The sequence below is a fragment of the Pseudoalteromonas sp. McH1-7 genome (assembly GCF_013366255.1).
GTDB classification, from domain to species: Bacteria; Pseudomonadota; Gammaproteobacteria; order Enterobacterales; family Alteromonadaceae; genus Pseudoalteromonas; species Pseudoalteromonas peptidolytica.
Genome location: NZ_JABWPQ010000005.1, coordinates 164,372 through 190,590 on the forward strand (window position 1 = coordinate 164,372; position 26,219 = coordinate 190,590).

The window sequence follows — 26,219 nt, forward strand, 5'->3', positions numbered from 1 at the left end:
AAAATATTGCTACATCACTGTGTCGTTTTGCATTCTTTCTCAAGCGTTAGGTATTTCTTAAGACCTTTGATATATTAGCTAAAGATTAAGATGTTTTTCTTTATAAATTATTGTTTTTAAAGAAAACCTTGCATTTATTATTGTTTAACCTGAAATTTGGATAAAGAATATTCTAACTCATTGTTGCTAAAGCACAGTTTTGTTTTTTCACTTGTCTAGTGAGAGAGTTTTTGCGAAACATCGCTTCCGCGTCCTGCTCTCGCTAAGGCTCCTACATGTTGTAGGTAAGAAGAATTTAAGCGCCAGTAGCTGGCTATTGGAAATGAATTCAACGCAGTTAGCGTGAAAACTGGCTGCTAGAAAGGCATAAATTATCCGAACATCATGTTGTTTAGTTAGTCTGTACTGAGCAGATTATCTGTTAAGACGAAACGGCATGTTAATATCTTAATCTCTGTACGTAGCGTATGTTGGTGATTATACATTTTTGTTGAGCAGTTAGATGATTAGAAAGATTTTACAGTACATATTTCTAGGCCTTGCGGTATACGTTTCTGTGGTCTTTCTTGTTATTAACTACTACAAAGATGATCCTCAGGCAATGATATGGCAAGACAGAGAGGCTTTTAATAATCGCTTTATCGGGAATTTAAGTCTAGAACAACCCGTGAATATTGATGTTGTGTTGGATACACTCGGTAGTCCTGATTTAACCTATGTGAAGAAAAGAGCAGATAACACTGTCGTGCAAATTGTTTTTTATCGGACTCAGCTGGTTAAACCTGATGGTATCACCACCGAAGATGAATGTACCGGTTTACTGTTTGAAAATGGTGTTTTGACGCTTTGGGGCCCAGGTGCCAGAGTGACCTTTGATAAAGTGTAGAGTTAATGGAATCTAGGATCGTAACAAGTAAAACGCTATTTGCTTTGACACAAGGAACTCATAAAGTATTACGGCTTTACTACCAAAAGGAGCGTTGGTCGTCGATATACCCTACTCTGGTAAAGCTGGCACAACTATATATGGACTGCTATGAACATTCACCTAGTAGCATGCACGCTCAGCTTGGATTATATTCTCAAAACTTAGGCTACAACACTAACCTTGTAATTAATCAAAATGTGCTAATTTGTATGGCTTGTCACAGTTTGCGCTATTCAAGAGCAATCACTGAGGAACTATTACTTGCCAGTTTTGCCGATTATTTATGTGTGGCGCGAGAAAGTGATCAATTAGCTTGTGGGAAACCATTGAATCCTCAGCAAGATAAGCTCTGGAAAGTTAGGCACCAAGTGGCAGTCCAGATCCTCAGTGATGGGAAAACACCAGACCTACAGTGTCTTCGTGTCTTATCGCGACTTTCAAGCTATGACAGCAAGCTCATCTCAAAAGCGCCACAGCGTTTTAATGATCATGCTTCTTTGATAGTGGCATTAGCGCATCGACTAGCTAGTTTAATCACGCCAACAAAGCAACAGCCAGCCTTTCCACTCGATAAGGCGATAAAGCTACTTTATTCTCGGCTTTCCTATCACTACGCACTTAAAGTACTATCCGCAATGTCCGACGCAATGGTAAAACATCCAGCAGGATTATTATGTGACATAAACAAAGAGCTAGGACTTTTAGTCGTTCAATGTAACAAAGAGAAAGTCATCGCTATTATTGATAATGGACAAGCTAAAAAGCTTGCCAAAGCCAGCCGAGCGTTTGATTTTCGCTGTGGGGTTACGTTTAGCTCAGATGCTAAACTGCTATACAATGTTTGGGACAGAGCACAAGCACCAGAGCCCACCTCTTTTGGTGTTGATAACACGCATTTGCTAGAGGCGGTAAAGGCTCTTTCTTTTAGTCAATTTCAAAGCATTCGGTCATTAGAAAAGCTGGTATGTGAATTCGAGTCAGTTTCTCTAGCGTTACAAGTTGCGGCAAAACAGTATAATCGAGAAAATCTAAAAGCCGCTTCGGTACGACATTCACTGGCGATGGTGGGTCTAGATGCTGCCGGTTTATTAGCACAGCGAGTATTGTTAGAACAAATCATTGCCCGTCACAAAACGCCGTTCACCGATGATGTACTTCATAAGTATGGAGTGATAAGTCAAGTTATCGCTTTGTACGTAGGTGATAGTTATGGTGAAGAATTTGAGCGGTTACTCTCTCCTTTTGCCGCAGTCATTGCATTTTTGGTGCTGAAGCAAGGCGTCGAGATCCAACATACCACAGCATTACATACCCGGGATTTCTCAGAAGCGCAGATATCAGTGGCCAATTTATTTGGCGTTAGAGCGTTGGCACAAGACAAATTTGTTGAATTTAATCATTATTATTTTGATAAAAGCATCCTACATAAGGCGATGCTAGACAGTGAAACACTCAAGAAATCCCAAGCAAATACGCAATGCAAGCTTTTTACTTTTATCAAACTAGCAGTGTTAAGTGTTATCTCTCCTAATTTTGTTCCTACGGCGTGGCAAAAACAATTGATTGATCAAATACTGTCCGATAGCCACTTTGCAAATGCACAGAATTTTAATGCAGCACTACTTGAGGTTGGTTTTTACTCAGCTATTGAGTGATATTTATTCTATAAATAATATCAATAACAAGCATAAATCTTATGTATGTGGTTTTTACATTCCATACTGGAATAAGACCTAATTAATTGCTATAAAACGCGGCTTAAACAAGCGAACGTACACCGTTGTTAATTTCTACTAGACTTAGTCTGTAATTCTTTTCAGGTGTATCACAACTTTTGATAAAGGAAAAAACATGGCACAGCAAACCATCACAGTTATCCGTGGCGACGGCATTGGCCCTAGCATCATCGATTCAGCTATCGAGATCTTAAAAGCCGTAGGTTGCGACTATGAATACGAATACGTAGACGCAGGTTTGGCTGCTTTAGAAAAAACAGGTGAATTACTTCCTGCTGCAACGTTAGAGGCAATCGAGCGTAATAAAATTACGCTAAAGGGTCCACTTACAACACCTGTTGGCGAAGGTTTTACTTCTATCAACGTAACATTACGTAAGCAGTTTGGTCTTTACGCAAACGTTCGCCCAGTTAAGTCTTTTGAAGGGACTAAAGCGCGCTACGATGATATTGACATCATTACTGTTCGTGAAAATACACAAGGTATGTACTCTGGTCTTGGCCAAGTAGTATCAGAAGATGGTAGCGAAGCAGAAGCAATGTCTAAAATCACGCGTGAAGGCGCTGAAAAGATAGTGACTTTTGCTTACGAGCTAGCAAAGCGTGAAGGTCGTAAAAAAGTAACTGCAGTTCACAAAGCGAATATCCTAAAGTCTACATCAGGCCTTTTCCTTAAAGTGGCTCGTGAAGTTGGTGAGCGTTACCCTGAAATTGAGTCAGCAGAAATGATTGTTGACGCAACATGTATGAAGTTGGTGATGACACCAGAAGAGTTTGATGTAATTGTGACGACAAACCTATTTGGTGACATTTTATCTGACCTTTGTGCGGGTCTTGTTGGTGGCCTTGGTATGGCTCCTGGTGCGAATATTGGTAGCGATGCCGCTATTTTTGAAGCAGTACATGGTAGCGCACCAGATATCGCAGGTAAAAACTTAGCTAACCCAACTTCAGTTATTTTGGCGTCAATTCAAATGCTTGAATATCTTGGTGAAGCAGAAAAAGCGGAAAGAATCCGCAGTGCAGTTGCTGATGTGATTAAGAGCGGCGATCGTACTACTCGTGACTTAGGCGGTAGCCACGGTACAACTGACTTTACTCAAGCTGTTATTGAGCGCCTGTAGTATAAATTAGCTTATATAGACGAAGTTTAAAAATCTAGAGCTGACTTCGGATTATTTAAGCGCTGCCATTGATAGGGAGAATATCTCCCTATCAATAATCTATGTTAGCTATAATGCTACCTTAACTTTGCTTTCTTTTTAGTCCCATTACTATTGCAATTAGCAAGAGCAACCATCCCATAGCACCACCAGATGAACTTTCATTAGTGTTGTCTATCGTGTCAGGTTGTGTTATTGGTGCTGTGACTACGACGTCAACGTTTGCATTGACGCTTTGGCCTAAACCATCCGATAACGTTAACAACACACTATATGTCCCTGCTTGGTCATAACTATGCGTTGTTGATAACCCCACGCCTTGCATACCATCACCAAATTGCCACTGTGCTTGGTAGTTGCCGTCCCCCCCACTAGCGCTAGCGTTAAAGTTAGCTTGTAAATTAGAGATTGTTGCTGTTGCATCTACTTGTAAAGGCACAATAACATCTACACTTTTTGTACTACTAACAGTGGCTCCATCGGCATCTGTTACATTGAGTGTGACAGTGTAGTTGCCACTGAACTCAAAGCTGTGTTCAATCGGATTTACAGCTGCGGTTTGATTATCTCCAAAATTCCATTGAAGTTGATAAGGAGGCTTTCCGCCATTGATGTCAGCATTAAAGAGGATCCTCTCTCCATTAGCTGTAGCGGCAATTTGGTTGATACTAAGTGGTAATACGACGACATTACCAACGTTAGCGATTGTATTTAATGAAGAGCTTGAACCGTCAATCTTTGTTCTTGTGAATAAAACAGAGTAGCTCCCGGTATTTTGATAGCTATGGGTTGGCGAGAGCGCATTACTTGTTTGGCCATCGCCAAAGTTCCAACTAAAAGTGTCTGACTCATTTAGCGCAAGCCCTTTTACACTAAAAGTTACGGTGTTTTGTGATTGTGCTTGCGCTATTTGAGGGTCGTTAGTATAAACCAGACTTACTTCTGCGCTACTGGCGTCCTCTGATATCGATTTTAGCAGTACTTGAACTCCAAATGCTGGTAAAACAACACCAGACTCTTTCTGTTGGGTAAACGAGTAATCTTGAGTATCATTAAATATGCTGATAGCTGCGAGATTTTGATCGCCAAGCCCAGGCTTTTGTTCATCTAACCTAAGCGTTGCATCTTTAACTTGTATGACACTGGTGGCAAGTGAAGCACCGTCGCTTTTGTATATTGGGTTTTGATCCTGATCAACCACTAACATATCACCAGAGCCTGGATGTAATGATGTGGAGTTGTTGCTTTCGTTATTATTGCTATACCATAACAATACCCCAGAGTTGTAACCGGTCAACGAAAGTCCCGAATCAATTCCCCTAAATGAGCGCAGGTGAGCGTAGTATGCGTTACTTTGTGTTGCTCTATATCTCGATATTTTTCGAAAGCCACTGTATTGCAGCTCGTTTATTGACTCTGCTGTGTTAAGGTATACCTGTGCACCGTCCGCGATAATTTGGATGTTGTCTATCAATACACCTTTGAGGGTTTCAAATGCGTCAGTCCGGTATAATAACCCAATAGTGACGGTTTGGCCTTTATATGACGAGAGATCGAAAGATAAGGTGATGGGATTTGACCCAAATGCAGATGATTCACCATCCATGTAATTAGTGATCCCTGCATAATTTGGATGTGTTGCTTTGGTCGTGTTACCTGAGATTGGTTGTCCGTTTATAGTAACTTGGAAAACATCATAATTTAGTTCAATGCTATAGTCTGCCAACATGGTTAACGAAATGTCAGCCGCATTTGGTAATGTAAGGGCGAAGCTGGCACTATTATTCAACTTATCACCTTGACCTGAATAGTAGTGATAATTGCCATCAAGTGGTGCAATAAATGGCTCTAACTCAGCAGGTAAAGTGATCTTAATTTGGTTTGTGGTGCTTTCATTTACACCAATATCCGTCAGTGAGATTGTTTGCTCAGTATTTATATCATCAAGTGTATATTCTGATTGCGCAATCCAATTACCTGCGTAATTTTGTTGTAAAAACTCCAAACTTTTGGGGGAAAACTGGGTTGGCTGTGAACCACTTAATTGCCCTAAGTAGCTACCTGAAGACATGACCGACCATAGTGCGACAGGCTCGCCGATGTCGTTGGAGTTTAAGTCATACTCGTCTGGTAATCCTAAATCATGACCAAACTCATGAACAACTACACCGATGGCTGCGTCTATTGGATTGATTGTGTAGTTATAAATCTTATAGCTTGTGTTAGGGATTGATTTAGGTTGATTGTTTTCATCGAAGACGAAAAAGCGGTGAGACCAAATTGCATCACCATCTAGTACCCCTCCGCCCGCTTCTTGACCAATGCTTGAGTGGAATAACATCACATGGTCTACTACCCCGTCAGGTTCCAGTCTGTTGCCGTCACCATCAATATCATTGAGATCGGTTTTGTCGTATTCAGATAAATCAATATTAAATTCAGATACTGCTTTTGTTACAGCTTCAAAGACAAGTTCTTCGGGTCTTAAATCGCGAGTATTGCCCTCTTGCCTACCATAATAGGCGGCATTCTGATCTGCGCTGACCCAACCAAAAGCATTACCCACTATCTTAAAGCTACCTCCTGATACCGCTTGATAGTATTGTGTTGCAGATTGCAGAGCTTCACCATTGGGGCCTGAGTAGCCATTATTTGAATATAAAAGCCCTTGGTAGTGCGACACGGGGTAACTTGCGTAGTACATGTCTGTGTCGTTCGGATTTAGTCGGTTTTGATTATAAGGTAAGTCAGGGAAGTCAACCAAAATAGCGAGCACTTTAGCTTCATTGAGCACCTGTGTCGTCGCAGGTGTATTATATTGCTTGCTAAGTTTGCTTATGCCTCCCAATGCACTTTTTATAGCATAGGGAGTCTTTATATCTTGAGTGATAGGCTTACCTTTGATGTACTCGGATAAAACCACGCCACGCTCATAGTCACTAAGTGCTCGTCCAAGTTTCTTTTCCTGCCAGTAAATCACTTGATCTCGATACAAAACTTGCGCAGGTGCGGCTGTGGATACCAGTAGCATTGCGCACAGCATGCCTAAATTGAAAATATTCATTCCAATACTCCAAAGCGAGTTAGAGTGTTAAGTTTAGCAGTTGTACGAATTTGTTCAGAGAAAGAGCCATATAAATAAAAAATTCAAATGAAGATAAATTTTAAATTGAAATGTAATATTTCAACAATTGAAAGGTAGAAAGGTAGAATTTATATCTAATCATGTGTAGGCTGAAGTTAATTTATTAATTAAGGCTTATTCAATGACACACTTTTTTCAAGTAATCGTTCTCGTGGTGGTACTGGTCTCTTCTTAGAGTTCAGCGGGGAGCTATTAGTTGAAAGAAATATACAAGCCCCGCAATCAGCGGGGCTTTTTTTGTTTAAAAGAATTAGTATCAGGCAGCACAATCGACGAGGAATGAGGTAATGGCAGAGCAATATAACGGCTCAGAGTTGGTAGTTAAAGCGTTGAGCGCATTAAAGGTTAAATACATATTTGGTTACCCTGGCGGTTCAGTATTGGATCTTTACGATGCACTTTTTCAGCAATCTGAAATTGAACATATACTAGTGAGACATGAGCAGGCTGCTACACATATGGCAGATGGCTATGCAAGAGCCACAGGTGAAGTTGGCGTAGTGTTAGCCACCAGTGGTCCTGGGGCAACAAACTGCATTACCGGTATTGCCACAGCTTATATGGACTCAATCCCAATGGTGGTATTGTCAGGGCAAGTTCCATCAAATCTCATTGGCGACGATGCTTTTCAGGAAACAGACATTGTTGGTTGTTCACGCCCTATCGTTAAACATAGTTTCAACTGTCGGAATGCCATTGATATTCCAGAAGTGTTGGCAAAAGCATTCTATTTAGCAAGTTCAGGAAGACCCGGGCCAGTAGTTGTTGAGCTTCCAAAGGACATTTTGAATCCTGCTTTGAGTTTTGATTTTGTTATGCCTCAAGATATTGATATGCGCACATATAATCCGAGTGTAAAGGGGCATTCCAAACAGATCCGAAAAGCCGTAGAAGCAATCATAGAAGCAAAACGCCTAGTTATATATTCTGGTGGCGGTATTATACTTTCTAATACTTCTGAAAAACTGACCGAGCTGGTTGAAAAACTCAATGCACCAATCACAAATACGTTAATGGGTCTTGGCGGGATAAGCGGCGAACACCCAAATTTTATTGGTATGTTGGGTATGCACGGTAATTTAGAAGCAAATAAAGCGATGGCGGACGCAGACGTTATTTTGGCACTTGGTGCGCGATTTGACGATAGAGTAACCAATAACGTCAAAAAATTCTGCCCCAATGCAAAGATTGTCCATGTTGATGTTGATCCAACGTCTATTTCTAAGACTATTGTGGCACATATACCGGTTGTAGGCTGCTTGGACACAGTTATGGATCAACTTTTAAGGGGTATTGAAAAATGCGAAAAACGAATAGATAGAGCTGCTCAAGAAGACTGGTGGCAATGTATCACCAACTGGCGCTCGCAAAATTGTTTGGCTTTCACTCCTGGTGTAGACAAAATAAAACCGCAAACCGTTATCGGAAAACTTTATCAATTAACGCACGGAGAGGCTTATGTTTGCTCTGATGTAGGTCAGCACCAAATGTTTGCAGCTCAGTACTATCCTTTTAAAGCACCACGGCAATGGATTAACTCAGGGGGCTTGGGCACAATGGGGTTCGGACTACCTGCTGCAATGGGCGTTAAAATGGCATTTCCGAACAGTGAAGTGTTGTGCGTGACCGGAGACGGTTCCATCCAAATGAATATTCAAGAGCTATCTACCTGCTTGCAGTATGGTCTGGCAGTTAAAGTCATTTCGCTCAACAATCGTTCGCTTGGCATGGTGCGTCAGTGGCAAGACATGATGTATGAAGGGCGTCATGCGAGCTCGTATATGGAATCGCTTCCAGATTTTGTCGCGCTCGCCGAGAGTTATGGGCATATTGGCATTAGAGTAGACACACCTGAGCAGCTTGATTCTGCGCTAGAAAAAGCAATGTCAATTAAAGATAGGCTCGTATTTTTAGATATTTTGGTCGATGAGTCTGAGCATGTATATCCGATGCAAATCAAGCAAGGTGCAATAGACGAGATGTGGTTAAAAAAAGGAGTAAAAGCATAATGAGAAGAATACTATCGATTTTATTAGAGAACGAGCCTGGCGCGCTTTCTCGTATTGTGGGATTGTTTTCTCAGCGTGCATACAACATAGATAGCTTGACTGTAGGCACCACCGCAGATAAAACGTTGTCACGTATTACTATCACTACTCAAGGTGATGACCGTATTGTTGAGCAAATTACAAAACAAGTTAATAAACTGGTGGATGTGCTCAAGGTGATTGACCTAACGGATATGCAGCATATCGAAAGAGAGTTATTATTAGTAAAAGTATACGCCAGAGATGAGGTAACTCGGGCTGCTATCAACCGCGTTGCTGAGGTTTTTCAAGCCAGTATTATAGACATGGGCAAGCAGAGTTACTTATTGCAGATGGTAAGCTCTGCTGAGCGTCTTGAATCCTTCCTAGATTTACTGCGCCACGAAAGCGATATTATCGAATTGGTACGTTCAGGTGCCGTTGGTATTGGTCGCGGTGATAAGGCACTAAAAGGCTAGCCATATTCAAGTGACGTAGGCTGGTGTATTTGAAAACTCGACGCCTGCGTTCGTTTACTCAGCGCAGGTTACTGGCTATAATCGCCGCTTTGTACGCTTTAGATGAAACACATGGAACTTGACCGCTTCTGGGAGCTAGTTACCGCCCCTAATAATACACAAGATTGTGACTATTTAAAAACACGTTTATCAGCGCTTAGCTGCGAGGAACTTGCGCAGTTTGATGGTATATATACAAAAGAACTCAGGGCTTTGTGGCATTGGGATAATTGGAAAGTTGCCTATGTAATTGCTGGCTGTAATAGCGAATACGATTTTTTAGATTTTTGTAACTGGATCATTAGTCGCGGGTCTGAAGCGATAAGTATTCTTATAACAGAGCCTGATGAGCTTGCTAATAAATTTGCTATTGCAACTAAGGATGACTTACCTTACCCATTTATCGATGAGTTAGATCTCGTGGCTGGACTACTATATGAAGAGAAAAGCCAAGAAGAACTGCCTTATCATAGTGTGGTGAACTTTCCCCCGCAGGGCAAAAAGTTTAAGAATAAGCCCAAATTACTTAAAGCTGAACTTCCTCAGCTGTTTAACCGATATTGGCTCGGTTAAACAGCTAAGAAACCGTGTTTGATTAATTTTTATCGATTTTAAATACATCCATTGTTCGTTGTAATGTATCACTATTGAGCTTCATGTCTTTAAAGAGTGTGTTTAATGCTCTTGAGGTATCTAATTCATGATTAGCAGCTTCAAGCACGGCTGCCGTATTTTGCGAAATATCATTTGCCACTTCAGACTGCTGTGATGCTGCTGTTGCAACGGACATGGTAAGTTTTTCAACATGAGAACTGTGCTCATTTACTCGCAGTGATACTTGTCGGGTCTCTTCCACTTCGGTCATGGTATTTTGTGTAAGGCGAGTATTGTCTCTAATTGACTTTACGACGTTTTGACTAATTTCAGATAAGCTGATCAGTAATGTTGATATTTGCTCTGATGATTGCTTACTGTTGTTAGCAAGCCCCCTAACCTCATCTGCAACCACTGCAAATCCTCTTCCGTGTTCTCCAGCTCTAGCAGCTTCAATTGCGGCGTTTAATGCAAGCAAATTGGTTTGCTCCGCGACACTACGAATAGAGTCAAGAATGGTATTAATTTCAGATACTTGCTTTTCCATGCTTGCAGCCATTACATCAACATCATTCATGCTGTTTGATAAAGTTTGCATCGTCTCTAAATTCTTTTGGTTGTCCGATAATAATTGCGTAGACTCACTATTTAATTGGTCGCTGGCATCGAGTGTTTCCTGAGCTAACTTAGCAATCTCTTGGCTAGTAGTCGCCATCTCTTCAATCGCTACAGCAATGCTAGAGGCCATTTCCTGCGTTTTTTTCGCGTCGTCGTTAACATTCGATGCCGCTGTGTGCATTTTTTCCCCAAGATGTGTGCCAACCTCAACGGACTTTGCCAATCCAACCATAAGATCTTTGAACGCAAAAATAGTGTTATAAATGGACTCTGAAATCTGACCTAACTCATCTCGGGTGTTCAATCGCATGTCCAAAGTGAGATCGCCCTCTTCCGCAACACGTTTAAGTATTGTGGTTAACTTCGAAAGTTCTGAGCGAAGTGAACGGATTAAATGCAAATTAATGAGCGCAATGACGGTGAGTACAACAATGAACAGGCTGAAAATTATGATGCTATCAAACGCAATATCAGCTTTATTTTGTTGGCTATCGTGAATCGTTTCTGCCCATATGTTGTCTAATTTACTTTTTAGCTGAGTAATTCTCTGTGTTGCACTGCTAAACCACTGAGCGCTGGAAGGTAAAGTTTGGAAATCAAGCGGTTGTTGATTTTCAAGTTGATCTAGTATTCTGTTGAACTCAATCGCAGCTGGATCTGTTAAAAAATCTTGAATATTGTCTAGCTGGGTTCCTTCGAGTGCCGTTTCAAGTTGATGTAATGACACTTTTAACTGCGTACGAAAATAGCCGATGTCGTCCTTAACTGTGTTTGACATCGCCTTTTTTGCTAAAACACCATTTACTTTTCCTCTTATTTGCCCAAGCCTTTCTTTACTTTGAGCAATCAAAAATGCAATGGATAAATCTGAAGACAATGTTCTATCCGAAACATAAGACTGGATCCGGCCAGCTGTGTTAAGTGCTACTTGATTCAATTTGCTGTAGTAGTCAAACGCATTTGTTCCATTTTGACGATCTATTTCCGAGCGTATTTGTCGTTTGTTCTTTTCTACTTCGAAGATATATGGAAGCCATTTGTGAACACTCTTGTCATTTTTCAGCAATGTGTTACTTACCGACTTTAGTGTCTCGATTGATTGGTCAGCAATGACCCGTTGCTCATCAACTTTTTTCTTATTTTGAGCGCTCGGATTACCAAGGTAACCTGCGCTAAGGCCCCGCTCAACGGCATGCTGATGAGCTACCTTTTCCATAGCATCTAAAAGGGTGACATATTTAATATCTCTTTCGGCACTGGCATACTGAGTAAAATTGTTAAATACATTTTTCCCGACTAAAAGCACAAGCAAACTGAGTAGAGATACAGAGCTTATCAAGGTGAGCTGCATAATTGAGAATCTGTTTAACATACCCTTTCATTTCTCCGTGTTGTGAGCGCAGATTACTGTTTATTCAGGGTAACTATAGACCATCATTACAAGGGTGAGACATTTTGTGACCAACATCGTAAAGGAATTATTGCTTCAGAGCTCGATTTAGGTAAGGAATGCAGTTTAAAGCTGTGCTGTGGATAATCACTAAGAATAGTAAGTGGGGACGGATAACGATATAAAAGTTGTGCAGGCAGTAACTAGCGTCTTGATACTTACTCAAGTTGAGTAAGTATCAAGACAAAGGGTAATAATCTGGTCAAAGCGTTTTCAGTGACGAAAACGTTATCCGGTAATTATTCTTAACATTCTGCGTAGTGGCTCAGCTGCGCCCCACAGCAATTGGTCACCTACTGTGAATGCGCTGATATATTTTTCACCCATGCTTAGCTTTCTTATTCTTCCTATTGGAATATCTAGCGTACCGGTAACATTTACAGGTGTCAGTTCTTTGGCTGTGATATCGCGTTCGTTAGGAATTACCCTAACCCACTCATTATGTTCAGCCAAGATAGCTTCAATTTCATCGACGGTGCGATTTTCTCGCAGTTTAATCGTCAGTGCTTGTGAGTGACAGCGCATCGCGCCTATCCGAACGCACAAGCCATCGATAGGAATTGGTTGCTTAGATGAGCCCAGGATCTTGTTTGCCTCAACTTGTGCCTTCCACTCTTCCTTACTTTGACCAGACTCCATTGGAACGTCTATCCAAGGAATTAAGCTACCAGCAAGCGGTACTCCAAATTGATCTTTTGGTAATGAGTCGTCTTTAATTTTATCCGCAACAATCTTATCGATTTCCAAAATGGCAGAGCTTGGGTCGTCAAGCTGTGTCTTAACGCTACTGTGTATCTCTCCCATTTGCGTGATTAATTCACGCATGTTCCTCGCGCCAGCTCCGGATGCAGCTTGGTAGGTCATCGGGCTTACCCATTCAATGAGATCTTGCTCAAACAGTCCACCTAACGCTAATAGCATAAGTGACACTGTACAGTTACCGCCAACAAAGGTTTTAACACCTTGTTCTAACCCCTGTTGGATAACATCTTTGTTAACTGGATCAAGTACAATGATACTGTCTTGTTCCATTCTCAGCGCTGACGCTGCATCTATCCAATACCCATCCCAGCCTTGCTCACGCAATGTGTAGTAAACTGATTTGGTATAGTCCCCTCCCTGACAGGAGATGATTACATCCATCTGCGCGAGTGCGTCTATATCACTTGCATCTTTGAGGGGCTTTGGATCGCCAGCCCCATTGACCACTGGTCCCAGTTGACCTGCTTGAGAGGTAGTAAAAAAGTGCGCTTCTATGTTGTCGAAGTCATTTTCTTGCTGCATACGCTCCATAAGCACGGAGCCAACCATTCCACGCCAGCCGACGAGTCCTACTTTTTTCATGTTATATGCCTTTATAATGTTTATACGGTTTATTGCGTGAGTCGTATGTCTAGATGGCTACCATAGCAAAAGAATTTAAGTTGGACTAGCTACAAATGGTGAATATTTAAGAATAAAAAACCCCGCAAAGCGGGGTTTGGATACAACATGTAAAGGTTGTCCTAATTAAACGCATCAGCGTTAATGAGAACTCGGTACAAAATAAGTTATAGTTTTGTTTTTAAAGCGCTTAAGTAATTTTACTAATTATCTGTTACAACTATATTAACAGCATAGTAACTTACTGAAGTATTTGGATATATTTATAGTATATAGACCAACTATACACAAAGTTACAGAATCAAGTCTATGAAATAACGATGAAGAATAGAAAAAATTTAGAAATCTTGATAAAGATCAAAAAAAGCCAAGGAAAAACCTTGGCTAGATTGGTAAGCTTAGTTTTCTTCTAGAATTCGTAGCTATAACTCAAGCTAATTGAAGTTCCAACGTCTTTTTGTCGAACGACAACATCAGACTGAGTGACTTCTTGGTCTTCGTTCAATAGGTTTTTCACCTTAAACTTAACCTTTGAGTTAAAGTCGGGATACCAAGTGTAAACAAGGTCTAGTGAATGGAATGGTTGCTCATACGCATCATCACGACCACCAATACCTGAAGCCAAAATACGCTCGCCAAACACATTGTATACCAATGAACCACTATGCTGGCCATCTGCAGAGTCATAGTTTAGCTGCATATTGACTACGTACTCTGAGTGCCCAGTCATACGTTTGGTTGGGTTGGTCAAGTTTCCTGCTCGCGCCGGATCAATGGATACTTCTGAGTCACTTAAAGTGATGTTACCTGAAGTGAAAAAGCCACTGGCGACACCTGATAAGTCATATAGCCACTCTGCTTCGATACCATATACTTCGCCTTCCTCACCGTTTACGAAGGTGGCGGTGTAATCTTCATCACCGACGCGTAGGATGGTCTCGATTGGTGCGGTAATATCTTTATAGAATGCCGCCACAGAGAAGTTGTCGCCATTATCCATATAATATTCAAAACGGGCATCATAGTTCTTTAAATCACTACTTTTAAGACCCGCAACACCAAAAGTACGGATGTCAGTTAATGGATCATAGTAAGCAACAGGTACAAGCTCACGTAAATCAGGACGAACGGTAGTCTCACCATAACCAAAACGTATCTGATAGTTACCATCCGACAGGTAAGTAAGTGATAAAGCATTAAAGAAATTATCTTCGTTTACTGTTCCTGCCAGAATACGCTCTTCGTCGTAAATGGTTTCCATGGTGACTCTATCGAAGATTAAACTTGATGTCGCAAGTGACACCTGCTTAAAGTCTTCATAACGAATACCACCACTGATCCGCCAAGTGTTGTCAAAGAAAATATCAAATTCGCCGTAACCTGCATCTATTTTTTGAGCTGCAATATAATCGTCAGCAGCAGGTGCTTGAGGTTCGTTAAACGTTAATAAGAAGGTGTTGTTGTCTATAAACTCACTATCTAGGTAACTAGTAATCGAGTTAATTTCTGAGCTGTCAAAATTAACCGGAATAGAAATCCCGCTTTTGTTATTTACAACGAAATTGCTGGTGTTATAAACACGAGCACGATCCATAAAGTCATATCCACCTTTAAGGGTTATCTCTATACCGTCAAAGGTTAATGGTAAAGTTACGTTTCCGCTGTACGATTTGACATTGTCTTCCATGTCAGTAAACGCGTAAGTTACGCGGTTATCATCACCAGTTACAATAGAATTTTTATAGCTTCCATCATCGTTGTAGTTATCGATAAATTTAAAATCGATATCTGTTGGAATATCTGTCTGTGCTTTTGATTCGGTGTATTGCCAGTCTACACCTAGTCCCCAGTAGTCCAAGAAGGTGTGTTGGCCAACCACTTGATCAATGTCTAACGTGCGTTCTTCGTAATTAAACTGGTGGGAGCGCTGCGCAGCACCAGTCCCTGCAATGGTTCTTACAGTACTACCATTTGGGCTTTGTAAAACCGAGAGGTCAGATTCACGCTCATTATCTTCTAAATATATCTTAGAATATGAAATGTTATGCTGATCGAGGCGATAACCCAGATTAAGTACACCATTCATACGCTCAGTCTCAGTCGTCACTTCAGACGCCTTGAGGGTGACATAACAAGAGTTTGTAGTATCTTCTGCGGTTTCAAGTTTTGAAGTACAGTTTTCGGATAGGCTATCGTCAATTACACCGGTAGTTCGGTCGCTATAATTCCAGTCATTATCGTAAGAGCCGGCTAGCATAAAGCCTACGGTGCCACCAAACCAATCTTCTTGGAAGCTATTACCAATGTTTGCTTTTACATCAAAGTTGGGATCAAGTGACTCATTTTTCACTTCAATATCGCGAGGAAGAGACGTAACAAAGCCTTTTATGATGTCTATTGCTTGGTCTGCGCGAGTGAGTCCGTCTTGATCCTTAAAGCCGTTTTTGTCTACGACTTCTCCGATGTCAAAGTTACCACGATACCTTACTACAGCATCTTGCAGTACTTGTGGTATTCCCTCAGCGGTTCCACTAAAGGTGTAGCCCTTATCGGAATTAATATTTTGTCCAATTCCCAATTCTATTCCAGCTGTGAACTCCGACGGAACCGACTTGGTACGAATATCTATGTTACCGCCACCAAATGCAGCTGGCATTGAAGGTGAATACGCTTTTTGCACCGCTAGGCTTTCAATAATGCTAGCGGGAAATATATCCAACGGAATAACGTTTCTAGTTAGATCCGGGCTTGGTACAGCGGCACCATTTAATCGTGCACTAGAATAACGTTCGCCTAGACCACGAACATAAATAAATTTGCCGTCAACGAGTGTCAGACCTGTTACACGACGAAGTGCTGATGCCGCATCACTGTCGCCGGTGCGAGAAAGCTGCTCTGCACCTAAAATATCTGCAACGAACGCTTGGTTTTTACGCTCTTCGATTACTGCTGCAGCACTGCCTTGCAAACGAGTACCTACAGCAACAACTTCTTCAATTGCCTGTTCTTCTTCCGCCACACTCGGTAGAGAAGTTGCAACAGTAACTGCCGCACTTATGGCTAAAGCAACTTTTTTAAATTTCATTTGAGTATCCATATGCAATCCTGCCAAAAATCATAAAAAAGGCGCAATGACTGCGCCTTAATTGTAATAACTAAGGTCATTACTGATAATTAGTCTGCGTTTGAAGCCTCAATTGCTTTCTTAGCCCATTGATACCATTCAGATGAAGTGTCTGTATCTGAGACTGCACCGATGTAATCAACTGTGGTGAAGAAAGCGTCATTTAATCCACTTAGGTTATTCGCATCAACGGTGATTGCTGTTGAACTCGAATTTGTTGAGAAACCATCAGCAGCCAACACATCTTGCGCACCATTAAGAATTTGGTTTACACCACCATTTACAAACCAATCTTCCTTACCTTCACCTGCAGGAAGTGGATCGGAGCCGTTTTTGAAGTTTGCTGCACAAGCAAGTACTGAACTGTCATAATTTAGCGTATCAGCTTCAGCATTTGCAGCTGCGTCACCATCTTTAAACTCTAAACATTCAGTTCCGTTCGATGCTTCTGCTTTAACAATTAGTGCGTTGTAATACATACCACGGATAGCGTCGTCAAACTTCATGCCTTGAGACTCGTCATCATCTCGAATAGAGTTACCATCTGTAGTAATTACAGTGACATTTGCAAAGTTTAGTGTTGAGGCTGGTGCCTGGCTATAATCGGCACCTGATGCCTTCTCACCGTCAGTTTCAAAGCCGTTGTTACCCATGAAACCTACCGTACCAGCTGGTAGAAGTACTGGATTACCGTCGTCATCAGCATAAGTAACATCACGTTTAGTTTCGATAGTACCGTGCTTCACTAAGATAAACTGACCTTTACCTTGCCAACCAGCGTCTACGTCTACCGCGTCGTCTTGCGTATCAGTTACGACGATATTTTTGATGCTCGCTGCACCACCGAAGAATTCGATACCATCGTCAAAGCCTTGGTGGATATGCAAAAATTCAAAGCTAGAACCTGAGCCTACAGCGTTTAGCGTTAGCGAGTTCAAGTCGTCTCCAGGGCCACCATCACGAGGGCCTGAACCTGCATACCAAATGTGGGCATATTTGATTTGACCACTACTATCTGCATTATTGTTACCACCGTAGTAGCTGGTTACACCTTCAGAGTCAGCGTTACATAAATTAGCGTTGCGCTCTGCATCTGTACATTCGTTAGTAATACCAAAACCATTTACCATGATCCCACCCCAGTCAGCGAACTGTGGACCAATTCCTGCCAGGTCAAACGCTTCAAATTCAGCGGCTGAAGTAAAGCGAATAGGATCCGCGGCTGTGCCAACGGCGTTAATTTTTGCACCACGAGCAATACGCACGACAGATTCACCTGATGTGAATGCCATTACCGCGCCCGGCTTTATTTCAAGTGTTGGGCCAGTTTCTGAAATAGTACAGCTTGTTGCGGTATTACAATCTTTACCAATTAGTAGTGCACCTTTAAATACATGTGCACCACCATTTTCAAGTTTTGCAAATGAAATATCAGATTCTATTTCTAACGATTTAGATGCGAAGTCGGTACCGTATACACAGTGAGGTGCTTGGAATTGACCTTGAACTTCAGTACTGCCCACAGTACGTGTTGTACATGGGTTTTCTGCTACCGGAGGAGGTGTTTCGCCGCCATTGTTGCTGGTGTTATTTGAATTATTAACGCTGTTATCGTTTACCGTAGGCGTAACTTCGATGTCACCACCACAACCAGTTAATGCCATAGCAGCGACGATTGCAGAGAATCTGAAGAGGTTTTTTAGTTCCATTGCTAACTCCAAGTAGTAGACTTTAAAAAATTATTTTTTACTGTTTTTAAATGATGTGACTAAATTAATGGTGTTTTATTACATGAAGATTACACCAAGTGGTTGTAATTAAATCTTCATAAATAAAAATGGAACTTTATAAATAAAAAAACCGCCCGAAGGCGGCTTTGGTGTTGCGATTATAAAAATATCATAACAATGCTTGTTTTAATGTCTCGGCATTAACTTTTTCTTTTTTAACATATTTAATCCATTGCTTGGCCAGATTTGCCGATTTCTTATGCTTTTCAGCTTGTTCAAATGCTAATATGGATGCGTCAAAATTTTGCAGATTAAATTGTGCCATACCAAGTGCAACGTAAGCATTTGATTCAAAGTTTAGCTCGCCCTTATTTAGTGCCGTACGTGCGTAATCAGCCGCTTCTTCGTATTTTTCAAGGTTCAGATAGATCTCAGCAAGCCGTTGATCTAAATTGCCATGTTCAACTTTCTCAGTGGCAGCAATAAAATATGGAAGCGATTTTTTATCTTCCCTAGCTTGTACGAATGCTTCGGCGATAAAGGTAAGATTTTTGGCATTATCCTCAACAACCTTTGCTTTTATTCCTTGATCTAATATTTCAGCGGCTTTATAAGGCAGTGAGTTCATTAAATATACCTGTGCAAGCTGCATATAGTCAGATTTTGATTTAATGAAACCTCGTTGCTTCGCAGTTTCAAATGTAGCTAGCTGCTTTTTATCTGCACCTACTTCCCCATACATTCCACCCAATTGGATCCAATATTGAGGTTTGTCATAAAGGTTAACCATTTTTTCTAGCACCTTAACAACGTTTTTAGACTGTCCAAGTGAATAATAAATAGCACGTTGTAAAACTAGCCAGTTCTCTTTTGGTAAATCACCTTCTGACTCAACAATATTAATAGCCGAGTTAATATTTTTAATTGCATCATTATACATTTTTAGCTGATATTGCGCTTGTGCTTTTAAAATATAAAAGTTGCTTTTAGGGGCTTGAGGTGTTGCTGCGCTCCACTCGTCAAGAAACCTTAGAGTCAGATTGAAGTCATTGTTGGCCATTGCCAATTGAGCCAAACTAAATGTGGTCGAAAGGCGTAATGACTCAGGAATAGCTTCTTGCTTAATGACTGCTTGGAATGACTCAATCGCTTTATCAAGCTGATTTTCGTTGTAGTAAATAAAACCATAAAAGTTGTGCATCATAGCAACTTCATAACTATTCATACTGGATGCACGCTCTTTGACTGAATCAAGAGCTGCTAAGCCTTCAGTTACTTGACCGTCGTCTGCGAGTTTTTGCGCACGAGCTAGTTGGCTATACACTTTTTCGCGTAATGCAGGCACTCGCTTGGTTTTCGTTTCTGAGTCTGCATAAGCCGTTGCCAAATTAACATTTGGTAAGACTGAAATGAGACTTGGCATTATTAACCCTGTGCTAAATAATGCACTTAATAAAGTAATTTTTTTAAACATTTTCATAATCGCAATCCTTAATGACGGTTAGCCATTAATTTGAAATGAAATCTTATTTTGAACACCCGCAACTTCAACCGGTTCACCGTTAACTACGCGAGGTTTGTATTTAAATTTCAATGCCGCATCAAGCGCTGCTTGGTCGAAGATTGATTCCGGTTCAGCGCTTACTACAACAGGGTTTCTCACAGTGCCTTGTTTAGTTACAATGAACTCAACAATCACATACCCCTCAATTCCGCGTGATAACGCACGTCTTGGATATACCGGCGCAACTTTCACGATTGGCAGATATTCACCATCACTGGACTCAAGCGCCAAACCACCTGCCAAATCTACGTCAGCATCGACGTTAGCAGTAAAGTCAAAGCTTCCTGCGTTGGTATCCAGATTGTTACTCTGTGTTTGTGGTGCTTCCATTGGTGGTGGAGGCTCTTTTGGCGTTGGCGGCTTTTGTGGTTTGCGCTCTTTCTTCTCGACAGTTTCTTCTTTTTTAAGGCGAACAAAGTCTAACACTTGTCCTTTTACAGGATCAGTCATTGCGCCTTCCCCTCCTTGGATAAGCGCTTGCATACCCAAGAAGAGAAAGAAGGTAACTATGCCCGCAATTACTAAAGCAATTAAGTAACGCATGGTATATTCCTATGACTCCTGTGCCGCAATTGAAACATCAAATGCGCCAGCTGCGCGTGATGCATCCATTACTTTAATTAGCGTGTCAGTAGTTGCCTTTTTATCAGCTTGAATAACTACACTCCCCTGCGGATTTTCCGCTTTAAGACGCTCAATGTTTGCTTGAACTGCGCGGATATCTACTTGGCGTTTGTTAATCCAAATTTCACCAGTATCTGAAATTGCAACTAGGATATTGGCTCTTTGCTTTTTCACTGCGGTAGCCGCTTCTGGGCGGTTAACATCAATACCCGCTTCTTTGACGAAAGAAGCTGTAACAATGAAGAAGATAAGCATGATAAATACAACGTCCAGCATAGGTGTCATATTGATTTCTTCTGCTTCTTCTTCTTGGAATACTTTTGCAAGTGGTGCTCTCATAATTCTTTCCTCACACTGCCAACTAATGGTCTAGTAGCAGTTTGTCTTCTAACAATTCAACTTCACGTTTGGCTTTACGTTGTAAATAGGTGGATGCAAATACACCTGAAAGTGCGCCAACCATGCCCGCCATTGTTGGGATAGTCGCTTTTGATACCCCAGATGCCATCGAGCGCGCGCTCCCTGAGCCTGTAATTGCCATCACATCAAACACTTCAATCATGCCGGTTACCGTACCAAGAAGTCCTAATAACGGACAAAGCGCAACCATGACATTAATGTAAGGTAAGTTGGCATTGAGTTTGATCCCTACGCGAGAGATAGTGGCCTGCCTTATCTGCTCTGCGTTCCAACTGTTACGCTCATCGCGAGAGTTCCAAGCTTGTAGGACGTCGTTTTTGTAGCTTCTGTATTTTCCGAACACAAACATAAAGCGTTCTAGAATAAGTAGCCACATAGCGAAGGTTACGAAGCCGATGACCAGGAGAACCTGGCCACCCGTGTCAAGGAATTCACGTAAAGCGTTAATTGCATCAAGCAATACAACCACGATTACGCTCCTTTCTCACTACGCTCAGCAATGATCCCTGCACTTTGCTCTTGCAGAATAAGCAGCAAGTTACGAGAACGAGTGTTTAATAAGGTATAAAGGAATACCGTTGGGATAGCGACAACCAGACCAAGTACGGTGGTCACGAGTGCCTGAGAAATACCACCAGCCATGAGTTTAGGGTCGCCCGTGCCAAACAGGGTAATTGCTTGGAAGGTGTTAATCATACCTGTCACTGTACCTAGTAGACCAAGTAGCGGCGCGACGACGGAAATAATTTTGATTAATGTCAGGTTACGTGTGATCTTTGGCATTTCACGAAGGATTGCTTCGCTAAGCTTTAGCTCTAGCGTGTCATAAGCAACATCTGGGTATTGTTCTTTTACTTTCATCACGCGTCCTAACGGGTTGTCGTCACGGGCAACGCTATCTTTAAGTTGACGATTGATTTTTGAGCCCATTAACATTAGGGATATAAAACGTTCAATTGCAATAAGAAGTGCTAACAAACCAACACCTAAAATAACGTAACCTACCGCGCCACCTTGGTGTACTTGTTCTTCGGTATTTGGCGCTTGTACTAGTAGACCGAGAATTGAACCGCCTGTTGGGTCAAGGGCAAAATCGACAGAACCGGTCTTCGCATCTTGTAATTCACCCGCTGTTGAGGTGAAACGAGACGCTGGCTGACGAGTCAGTTCTGAAATGGTTTGTGTATCATTGTTGTAAGTTAGGTATTCCCCGTCAGCGATTAAGTTAAACGCACCAACACGAAGTACTTCTTTATTCTGTTTTGCACCACCGGCTACAATCACTTCGGTATTAAAGCGCGATACTTTACCTTGTTCAGTCATTTCTCGTTGCATTTCAAACCAGACTTTTTCTATGTCTTCGATTGATGCAAGGCGCGACGTTGAACCCATTTTTTTAGCAAGCTCAGTCATGTAGTCATCACGACCTTTAATTTCCGCTGATACCACAGATGTTGCGAACTTATTTGAACTATCACCAGCAACTTGCTGAAGTACACCAAATAGCTCTTTTAGCGTTCCCATACGCTTACTAAGGGTGTCACTTAAATTCGCCAGTTTAATCTCGTTTTCTTCAAAATTAGTTTCTAGACGCTCTGATTTTGCGAGCGCTTGGTTGCGCTCTGCAGTTAATGTGTTCAACATTTGGATCTGGTTGTTTTGCTGCGCTTTGAAGTCAGCTTCACGTTGCTTGTTTTGCGCTGTTTGTGCCGTTTGACCCTGCTCTAAGGTTTTTAGCAGTGAATCCAAATCTAATGCCTGCTCAGCATGCGCAGATGCGGTCAACGCAAGTGTTGTTGCGAAAATAGCGTGTTTAGTGAATTGTTGTAGGAATTTCATGATAGCCTCACCTATTACTCAGCAGCTTGAACTGGAAGCGTTAGCATGTCTGGTGCTAATTGTTTGCGTGCGATGCGAATGCCTTTATTAATTTGGCTAATGTTGGTATCTGGAAGTGTTTCAAAAGCTTGGCTGTCTTTGTTCCAGAAACCAGCTTGGCTACCATCTTTAGTGACGTAAAGTAGTTCAAGTCGACCAATTCTCAGAAACTCTACCTCACGCTCCTGTCCATTCACGTCTAATAGTGCGGTATATGCTTCGATTGTTCGGCCGTAATCGACTTCAACTTGATAAGCTTCTAATACGCGACGAAACTTTTCACTAGATGAAATATCTGCACGATCCATCAGGTTATTAAGTTGAGTGATACGTTCAGCACGCTCTTTGGGAAGGAATGGTACGTCTAATTCGACGAACTGTTGCAAGCCTGTGATCATGCGCATCATTAATGGCGTAATCTGGCGCTCAATCACCGAAACTTGATCCATCGACGTATTAATCGCTGACATTTCTTCAAGTTGGTTTGTTATTTGTTTTTCTAACTGAGCGTTATAAACAGATAAGCCATCAATCTCTTTGTTCAGAGTTTTAAATTTTTGCAGTCGAGATTGCATGTCATCTGCAATATTATCGATCTTTTCCTGTGACTTTAATGCGGATCCATTAATTGCCATGCTTTTATTCATGGCTTGGTCTAATTCTGTTGCGCCGGCAGAGGCCGTCGCTAGCATACCTGCTATAAGCAAGTGGTTAACGCACTTCATCGCATACACCTTATAAATTATTGCTAGTTACTTAAAAACTGGGGGCAGTCTAAATAGTGAAAATGACAACCATGTTGCGCAACTAATACATAATTATTACAGCTGTCATGATTTCGACGCTTTAGATATAAGTTACTGATTTTTGTATTCTTTGTGTTGTTAATGGAATGTTTATAGCTATATTTGTAATAAAAACATCATAAAAAAGCCGCTTATGTTAAGCGGCTTTTCATCTTAGGGTAAACTTGTTTAAACCTTAAATTTGAGCACCATTTGTTCTAATTCATCAAACTGTGCTTTCAATGATTTACACTCGTCGAGTGTTGCGGTGAGGTTGTTACTACCTTGAATACTTAAGTCGCTTATGTGATGAATATCACTATCAAGTGATTGGATCACGGTATTTTGTTCATTGGTCGCGCTAGCAACCGCATGATTGACACCATCAATAGCATCAATCGAGTTGCTTACTTCTTGCATTTTCGTACCAGAAGCGTTCGCCCTTTCGGCACTTCGAGCGGAGTCTTCGAGGCTTGCTTTCATTACTGCAACTGCGGATGATGAGCCCTGTTGTAACTGCGCGATGGTGCTTTCAATTTCTTGTGTTGATTCTTGGGTACGCTGCGCTAATTGTCTTACTTCATCAGCAACTACAGCAAAACCACGCCCTGCTTCTCCAGCCCTAGCAGCTTCAATAGCGGCATTAAGAGCAAGTAAATTCGTTTGCTCACTTACGCCTTTTATGACTTCTAGTACTTGACCTATGCTACCTGATAGCTTGTCTAACCCATCTAAGGTTTCTTGGGCTTGTGACATTTTTTGCGTCAGTGCGGCTATTTCTTCGATATTTTCAGTAAGCGAATGTTGGCTTTCAACGGAGAGCTTGTTGGCATTACTCGCAAGCTCAGATGCGTGAGTGGCGCTGCTTGAGATCTCTTGTGCGCTTGAAGAAAGCTGGTTTATTGCTGTAGCAACACTGTCAGTTCGTTTAGATTGATCAGTATACATAGATAACGTGTCTTGTGTTTGTGCTACCAGACTATTTACTACATTCTCAAGTGTCACAGTCGTATTTTTAACTTGTGTGATTGAAGCATGGATCTTATCAATAAATTGGTTGAAATAATCAGATAGCTCGCCAAACTCATCTTGATTTTCTATCACCAACCTGCGGGTAAGGTCGCCTTCACCTTGAGCGATATCTTTGATGGCAGCGTTTAGGTTATACATAGGGCGCATAAGGTACTTGAGCAATAGTTGTAGCATCACAACAATAGCAATTACACCAAGTAGCATATAGATAGCTGCCATATTTCTAAAAGAGGACACTGATGAATAAGCAATTTCTTTGTTGATAACAACACCAAGGTACCAGTCAACGTTTTTAATGCCATTCATCTTTACAAATGACACTATCTTTTCTGTACCGTCTATTTCAAGCTCCGTAAACTCCCTACTCAGCGGTAAATTCTGGCCGAACAAGTCGGACATCGGCTTGTCATTCAGCTCGGCATTGGGGTGACTAAGTATCTTTCCGCTTTTATCAAGTAGAAAGCCGTAGCCAAATCCTAAAAAGTCAATTTCATTGATAATTTTTGTGATAGTTGACATGTCAATGTCACCGCCAGCGACTCCAGCAAAGCGGCCTTGAAATTTAACCGGTACCACGGCTGAAATCGTAAATTCATTTGTTGTTACATCAACATACGGGGCAGTAAAAGCGGTGTCTTGTTTTTGTTCTGCGAGCTTATACCAAGGGCGGCTGGTGGCATCAAAATCAGCGGGAAGTTGAATGCTTGGATCGTCCAACACAAACGTACCATCAGGTGTTCCGATAAACACGTTTTTAAAGTTCCCAGCGACATCAGCAGTTTTTAATCTTCTTCTTATTTGTTCTATTGAGTCATCAGCTTTATGCCCTTGGGCGATGGACACCACGATTTCAAGCCTGTTATTGAGCCAATTAGCGATATTCTGCGAAACAGAACTGGAGATCTCTTGCAAAACCAGAGTGAGTCGAGTTTGCGTTTGATCTCGCATGGCCAAAAAATTGTTGATAGTAAACAAGCCAAGTACAATTACGAGTACAAGAGAGGCTGCTACGGTTACTTTGGTGGTGAACTTTAGCGCTTTAAACATGATGATCCTGTTGAACTTGTTCTTTTAGTAATTAGGCGTATGCGCAGCTAATTAGTTGTTTATTATGGTATTGGAAAGTTATACCAATTTGACTTAATACTTGCTCAATTTGAAGGAGTAAATCTGACGCTAACAGCGTTAAAAATTTCTCATTTAGAACAACTAAATAGCAAAATTTTTGCCTAGTTATCGACAAGATTTTCTCGCCTCAAAATAGACCACTTAATTAAGCAAATTGGTATTAATTCCGATAGCACCATTTTTATCAAAAATCCTAAGACTTGTCTTTGTTTATCGGCAGTAAATTCGCTAAGTTTAGATTTAAGAACAGATATCTAGCCTATTCATAAAACGATTATGATTTTTTGGAACGTTCCTACAGGTTACCGAGAATTGCGGCTATGAATACGTATTCAGTCACTATGATGATTGGAGGGGAAAATAAAAAGGTGAG

Annotated in this window: 18 protein-coding genes; 6 read left to right on the forward strand and 12 right to left on the reverse strand. The window is 41.3% G+C overall.

Going from position 1 to position 26,219, the window contains the following annotated elements; genetic code table 11:
* Positions 1-502: 502 nt before the first annotated feature.
* The 3 genes from HUZ36_RS05555 (at position 503) to HUZ36_RS05565 (ending at position 3,787) form a co-directional block, all read left to right on the forward strand.
* Entirely contained in the window at positions 503-886 is a 384-nt protein-coding gene (locus HUZ36_RS05555) for a DUF3192 domain-containing protein (RefSeq protein ID WP_125252909.1), read from the forward strand.
* A 5-nt stretch (positions 887-891) separates the two neighbouring features.
* A complete protein-coding gene (locus HUZ36_RS05560; protein WP_176032294.1) occupies positions 892-2,583 on the forward strand; it encodes a hypothetical protein in 1,692 nt (563 codons plus the stop codon).
* Between the two features lie 196 nt (positions 2,584-2,779).
* The gene (locus HUZ36_RS05565; RefSeq protein WP_128731546.1) at positions 2,780-3,787 is read left to right on the forward strand and encodes an isocitrate dehydrogenase; all 1,008 of its coding nucleotides are present in this window, start codon (positions 2,780-2,782) and stop codon (positions 3,785-3,787) included.
* Between the two features lie 121 nt (positions 3,788-3,908).
* Here HUZ36_RS05565 and HUZ36_RS05570 read toward each other — a convergent pair whose 3' ends face one another.
* On the reverse strand, positions 3,909-6,890 hold the full coding sequence (locus HUZ36_RS05570; protein ID WP_176032295.1) for an immune inhibitor A domain-containing protein: 2,982 nt from the start codon (positions 6,888-6,890) through the stop codon (positions 3,909-3,911).
* A gap of 368 nt (positions 6,891-7,258) precedes the next feature.
* Between HUZ36_RS05570 and HUZ36_RS05575 the strand changes: the two genes are divergently transcribed.
* The 3 genes from HUZ36_RS05575 (at position 7,259) to HUZ36_RS05585 (ending at position 10,089) form a co-directional block, all read left to right on the forward strand.
* A complete protein-coding gene (locus tag HUZ36_RS05575) occupies positions 7,259-8,980 on the forward strand; it encodes an acetolactate synthase 3 large subunit (RefSeq protein ID WP_176032296.1) in 1,722 nt (573 codons plus the stop codon).
* Positions 8,980-9,477 carry an acetolactate synthase small subunit gene (gene ilvN, locus HUZ36_RS05580; protein ID WP_125252904.1) on the forward strand — a complete coding sequence of 166 codons (498 nt, stop codon included), beginning with the start codon at positions 8,980-8,982 and terminating at the stop codon, positions 9,475-9,477. The genes HUZ36_RS05575 and ilvN overlap by 1 nt, the downstream gene beginning before the upstream one ends.
* A 111-nt stretch (positions 9,478-9,588) precedes the next feature.
* Complete coding sequence (locus tag HUZ36_RS05585) at positions 9,589-10,089, forward strand: DUF4240 domain-containing protein (protein WP_125252903.1); 501 nt, start codon at positions 9,589-9,591, stop codon at positions 10,087-10,089.
* Positions 10,090-10,111: 22 nt separating this feature from the next.
* On the opposite strand, the gene HUZ36_RS05590 is transcribed toward HUZ36_RS05585, so the two are convergent.
* The 11 genes from HUZ36_RS05590 to HUZ36_RS05640 form a co-directional block, all read right to left on the reverse strand.
* A complete protein-coding gene (locus tag HUZ36_RS05590) occupies positions 10,112-12,100 on the reverse strand; it encodes a methyl-accepting chemotaxis protein (RefSeq protein WP_176032297.1) in 1,989 nt (662 codons plus the stop codon).
* Between the two features lie 306 nt (positions 12,101-12,406).
* Positions 12,407-13,522 carry an aspartate-semialdehyde dehydrogenase gene (gene asd, locus HUZ36_RS05595; RefSeq protein WP_147389544.1) on the reverse strand — a complete coding sequence of 372 codons (1,116 nt, stop codon included), beginning with the start codon at positions 13,520-13,522 and terminating at the stop codon, positions 12,407-12,409.
* Between the two features lie 448 nt (positions 13,523-13,970).
* Positions 13,971-16,658, reverse strand: coding sequence for a TonB-dependent receptor domain-containing protein (locus HUZ36_RS05600; protein WP_125252900.1), 2,688 nt, complete (start codon positions 16,656-16,658; stop codon positions 13,971-13,973).
* Positions 16,659-16,735: 77 nt separating this feature from the next.
* Positions 16,736-18,394 (reverse strand): hypothetical protein, encoded by a 1,659-nt coding sequence (locus HUZ36_RS05605; RefSeq protein WP_176032298.1) that lies wholly within the window; start codon positions 18,392-18,394, stop codon positions 16,736-16,738.
* 190 nt (positions 18,395-18,584) lie between these two features.
* Positions 18,585-19,895 carry a tetratricopeptide repeat protein gene (locus tag HUZ36_RS05610; RefSeq protein ID WP_176032299.1) on the reverse strand — a complete coding sequence of 437 codons (1,311 nt, stop codon included), beginning with the start codon at positions 19,893-19,895 and terminating at the stop codon, positions 18,585-18,587.
* A gap of 21 nt (positions 19,896-19,916) precedes the next feature.
* Positions 19,917-20,522, reverse strand: coding sequence for an energy transducer TonB (locus tag HUZ36_RS05615; protein WP_125252897.1), 606 nt, complete (start codon positions 20,520-20,522; stop codon positions 19,917-19,919).
* A gap of 9 nt (positions 20,523-20,531) precedes the next feature.
* Positions 20,532-20,942, reverse strand: coding sequence for an ExbD/TolR family protein (locus tag HUZ36_RS05620; protein ID WP_010378708.1), 411 nt, complete (start codon positions 20,940-20,942; stop codon positions 20,532-20,534).
* Positions 20,943-20,964: 22 nt separating this feature from the next.
* Entirely contained in the window at positions 20,965-21,492 is a 528-nt protein-coding gene (locus tag HUZ36_RS05625; protein ID WP_125252896.1) for a MotA/TolQ/ExbB proton channel family protein, read from the reverse strand.
* A gap of 2 nt (positions 21,493-21,494) precedes the next feature.
* On the reverse strand, positions 21,495-22,862 hold the full coding sequence (locus HUZ36_RS05630; protein WP_176032300.1) for a MotA/TolQ/ExbB proton channel family protein: 1,368 nt from the start codon (positions 22,860-22,862) through the stop codon (positions 21,495-21,497).
* A 14-nt stretch (positions 22,863-22,876) separates the two neighbouring features.
* Positions 22,877-23,626, reverse strand: a complete 750-nt coding sequence (locus tag HUZ36_RS05635) for a DUF3450 domain-containing protein (protein ID WP_125252894.1) — start codon at positions 23,624-23,626, stop codon at positions 22,877-22,879.
* Between the two features lie 249 nt (positions 23,627-23,875).
* Entirely contained in the window at positions 23,876-25,765 is a 1,890-nt protein-coding gene (locus HUZ36_RS05640; RefSeq protein WP_128731556.1) for a methyl-accepting chemotaxis protein, read from the reverse strand.
* Between the last annotated feature and the right edge of the window lie 454 nt (positions 25,766-26,219).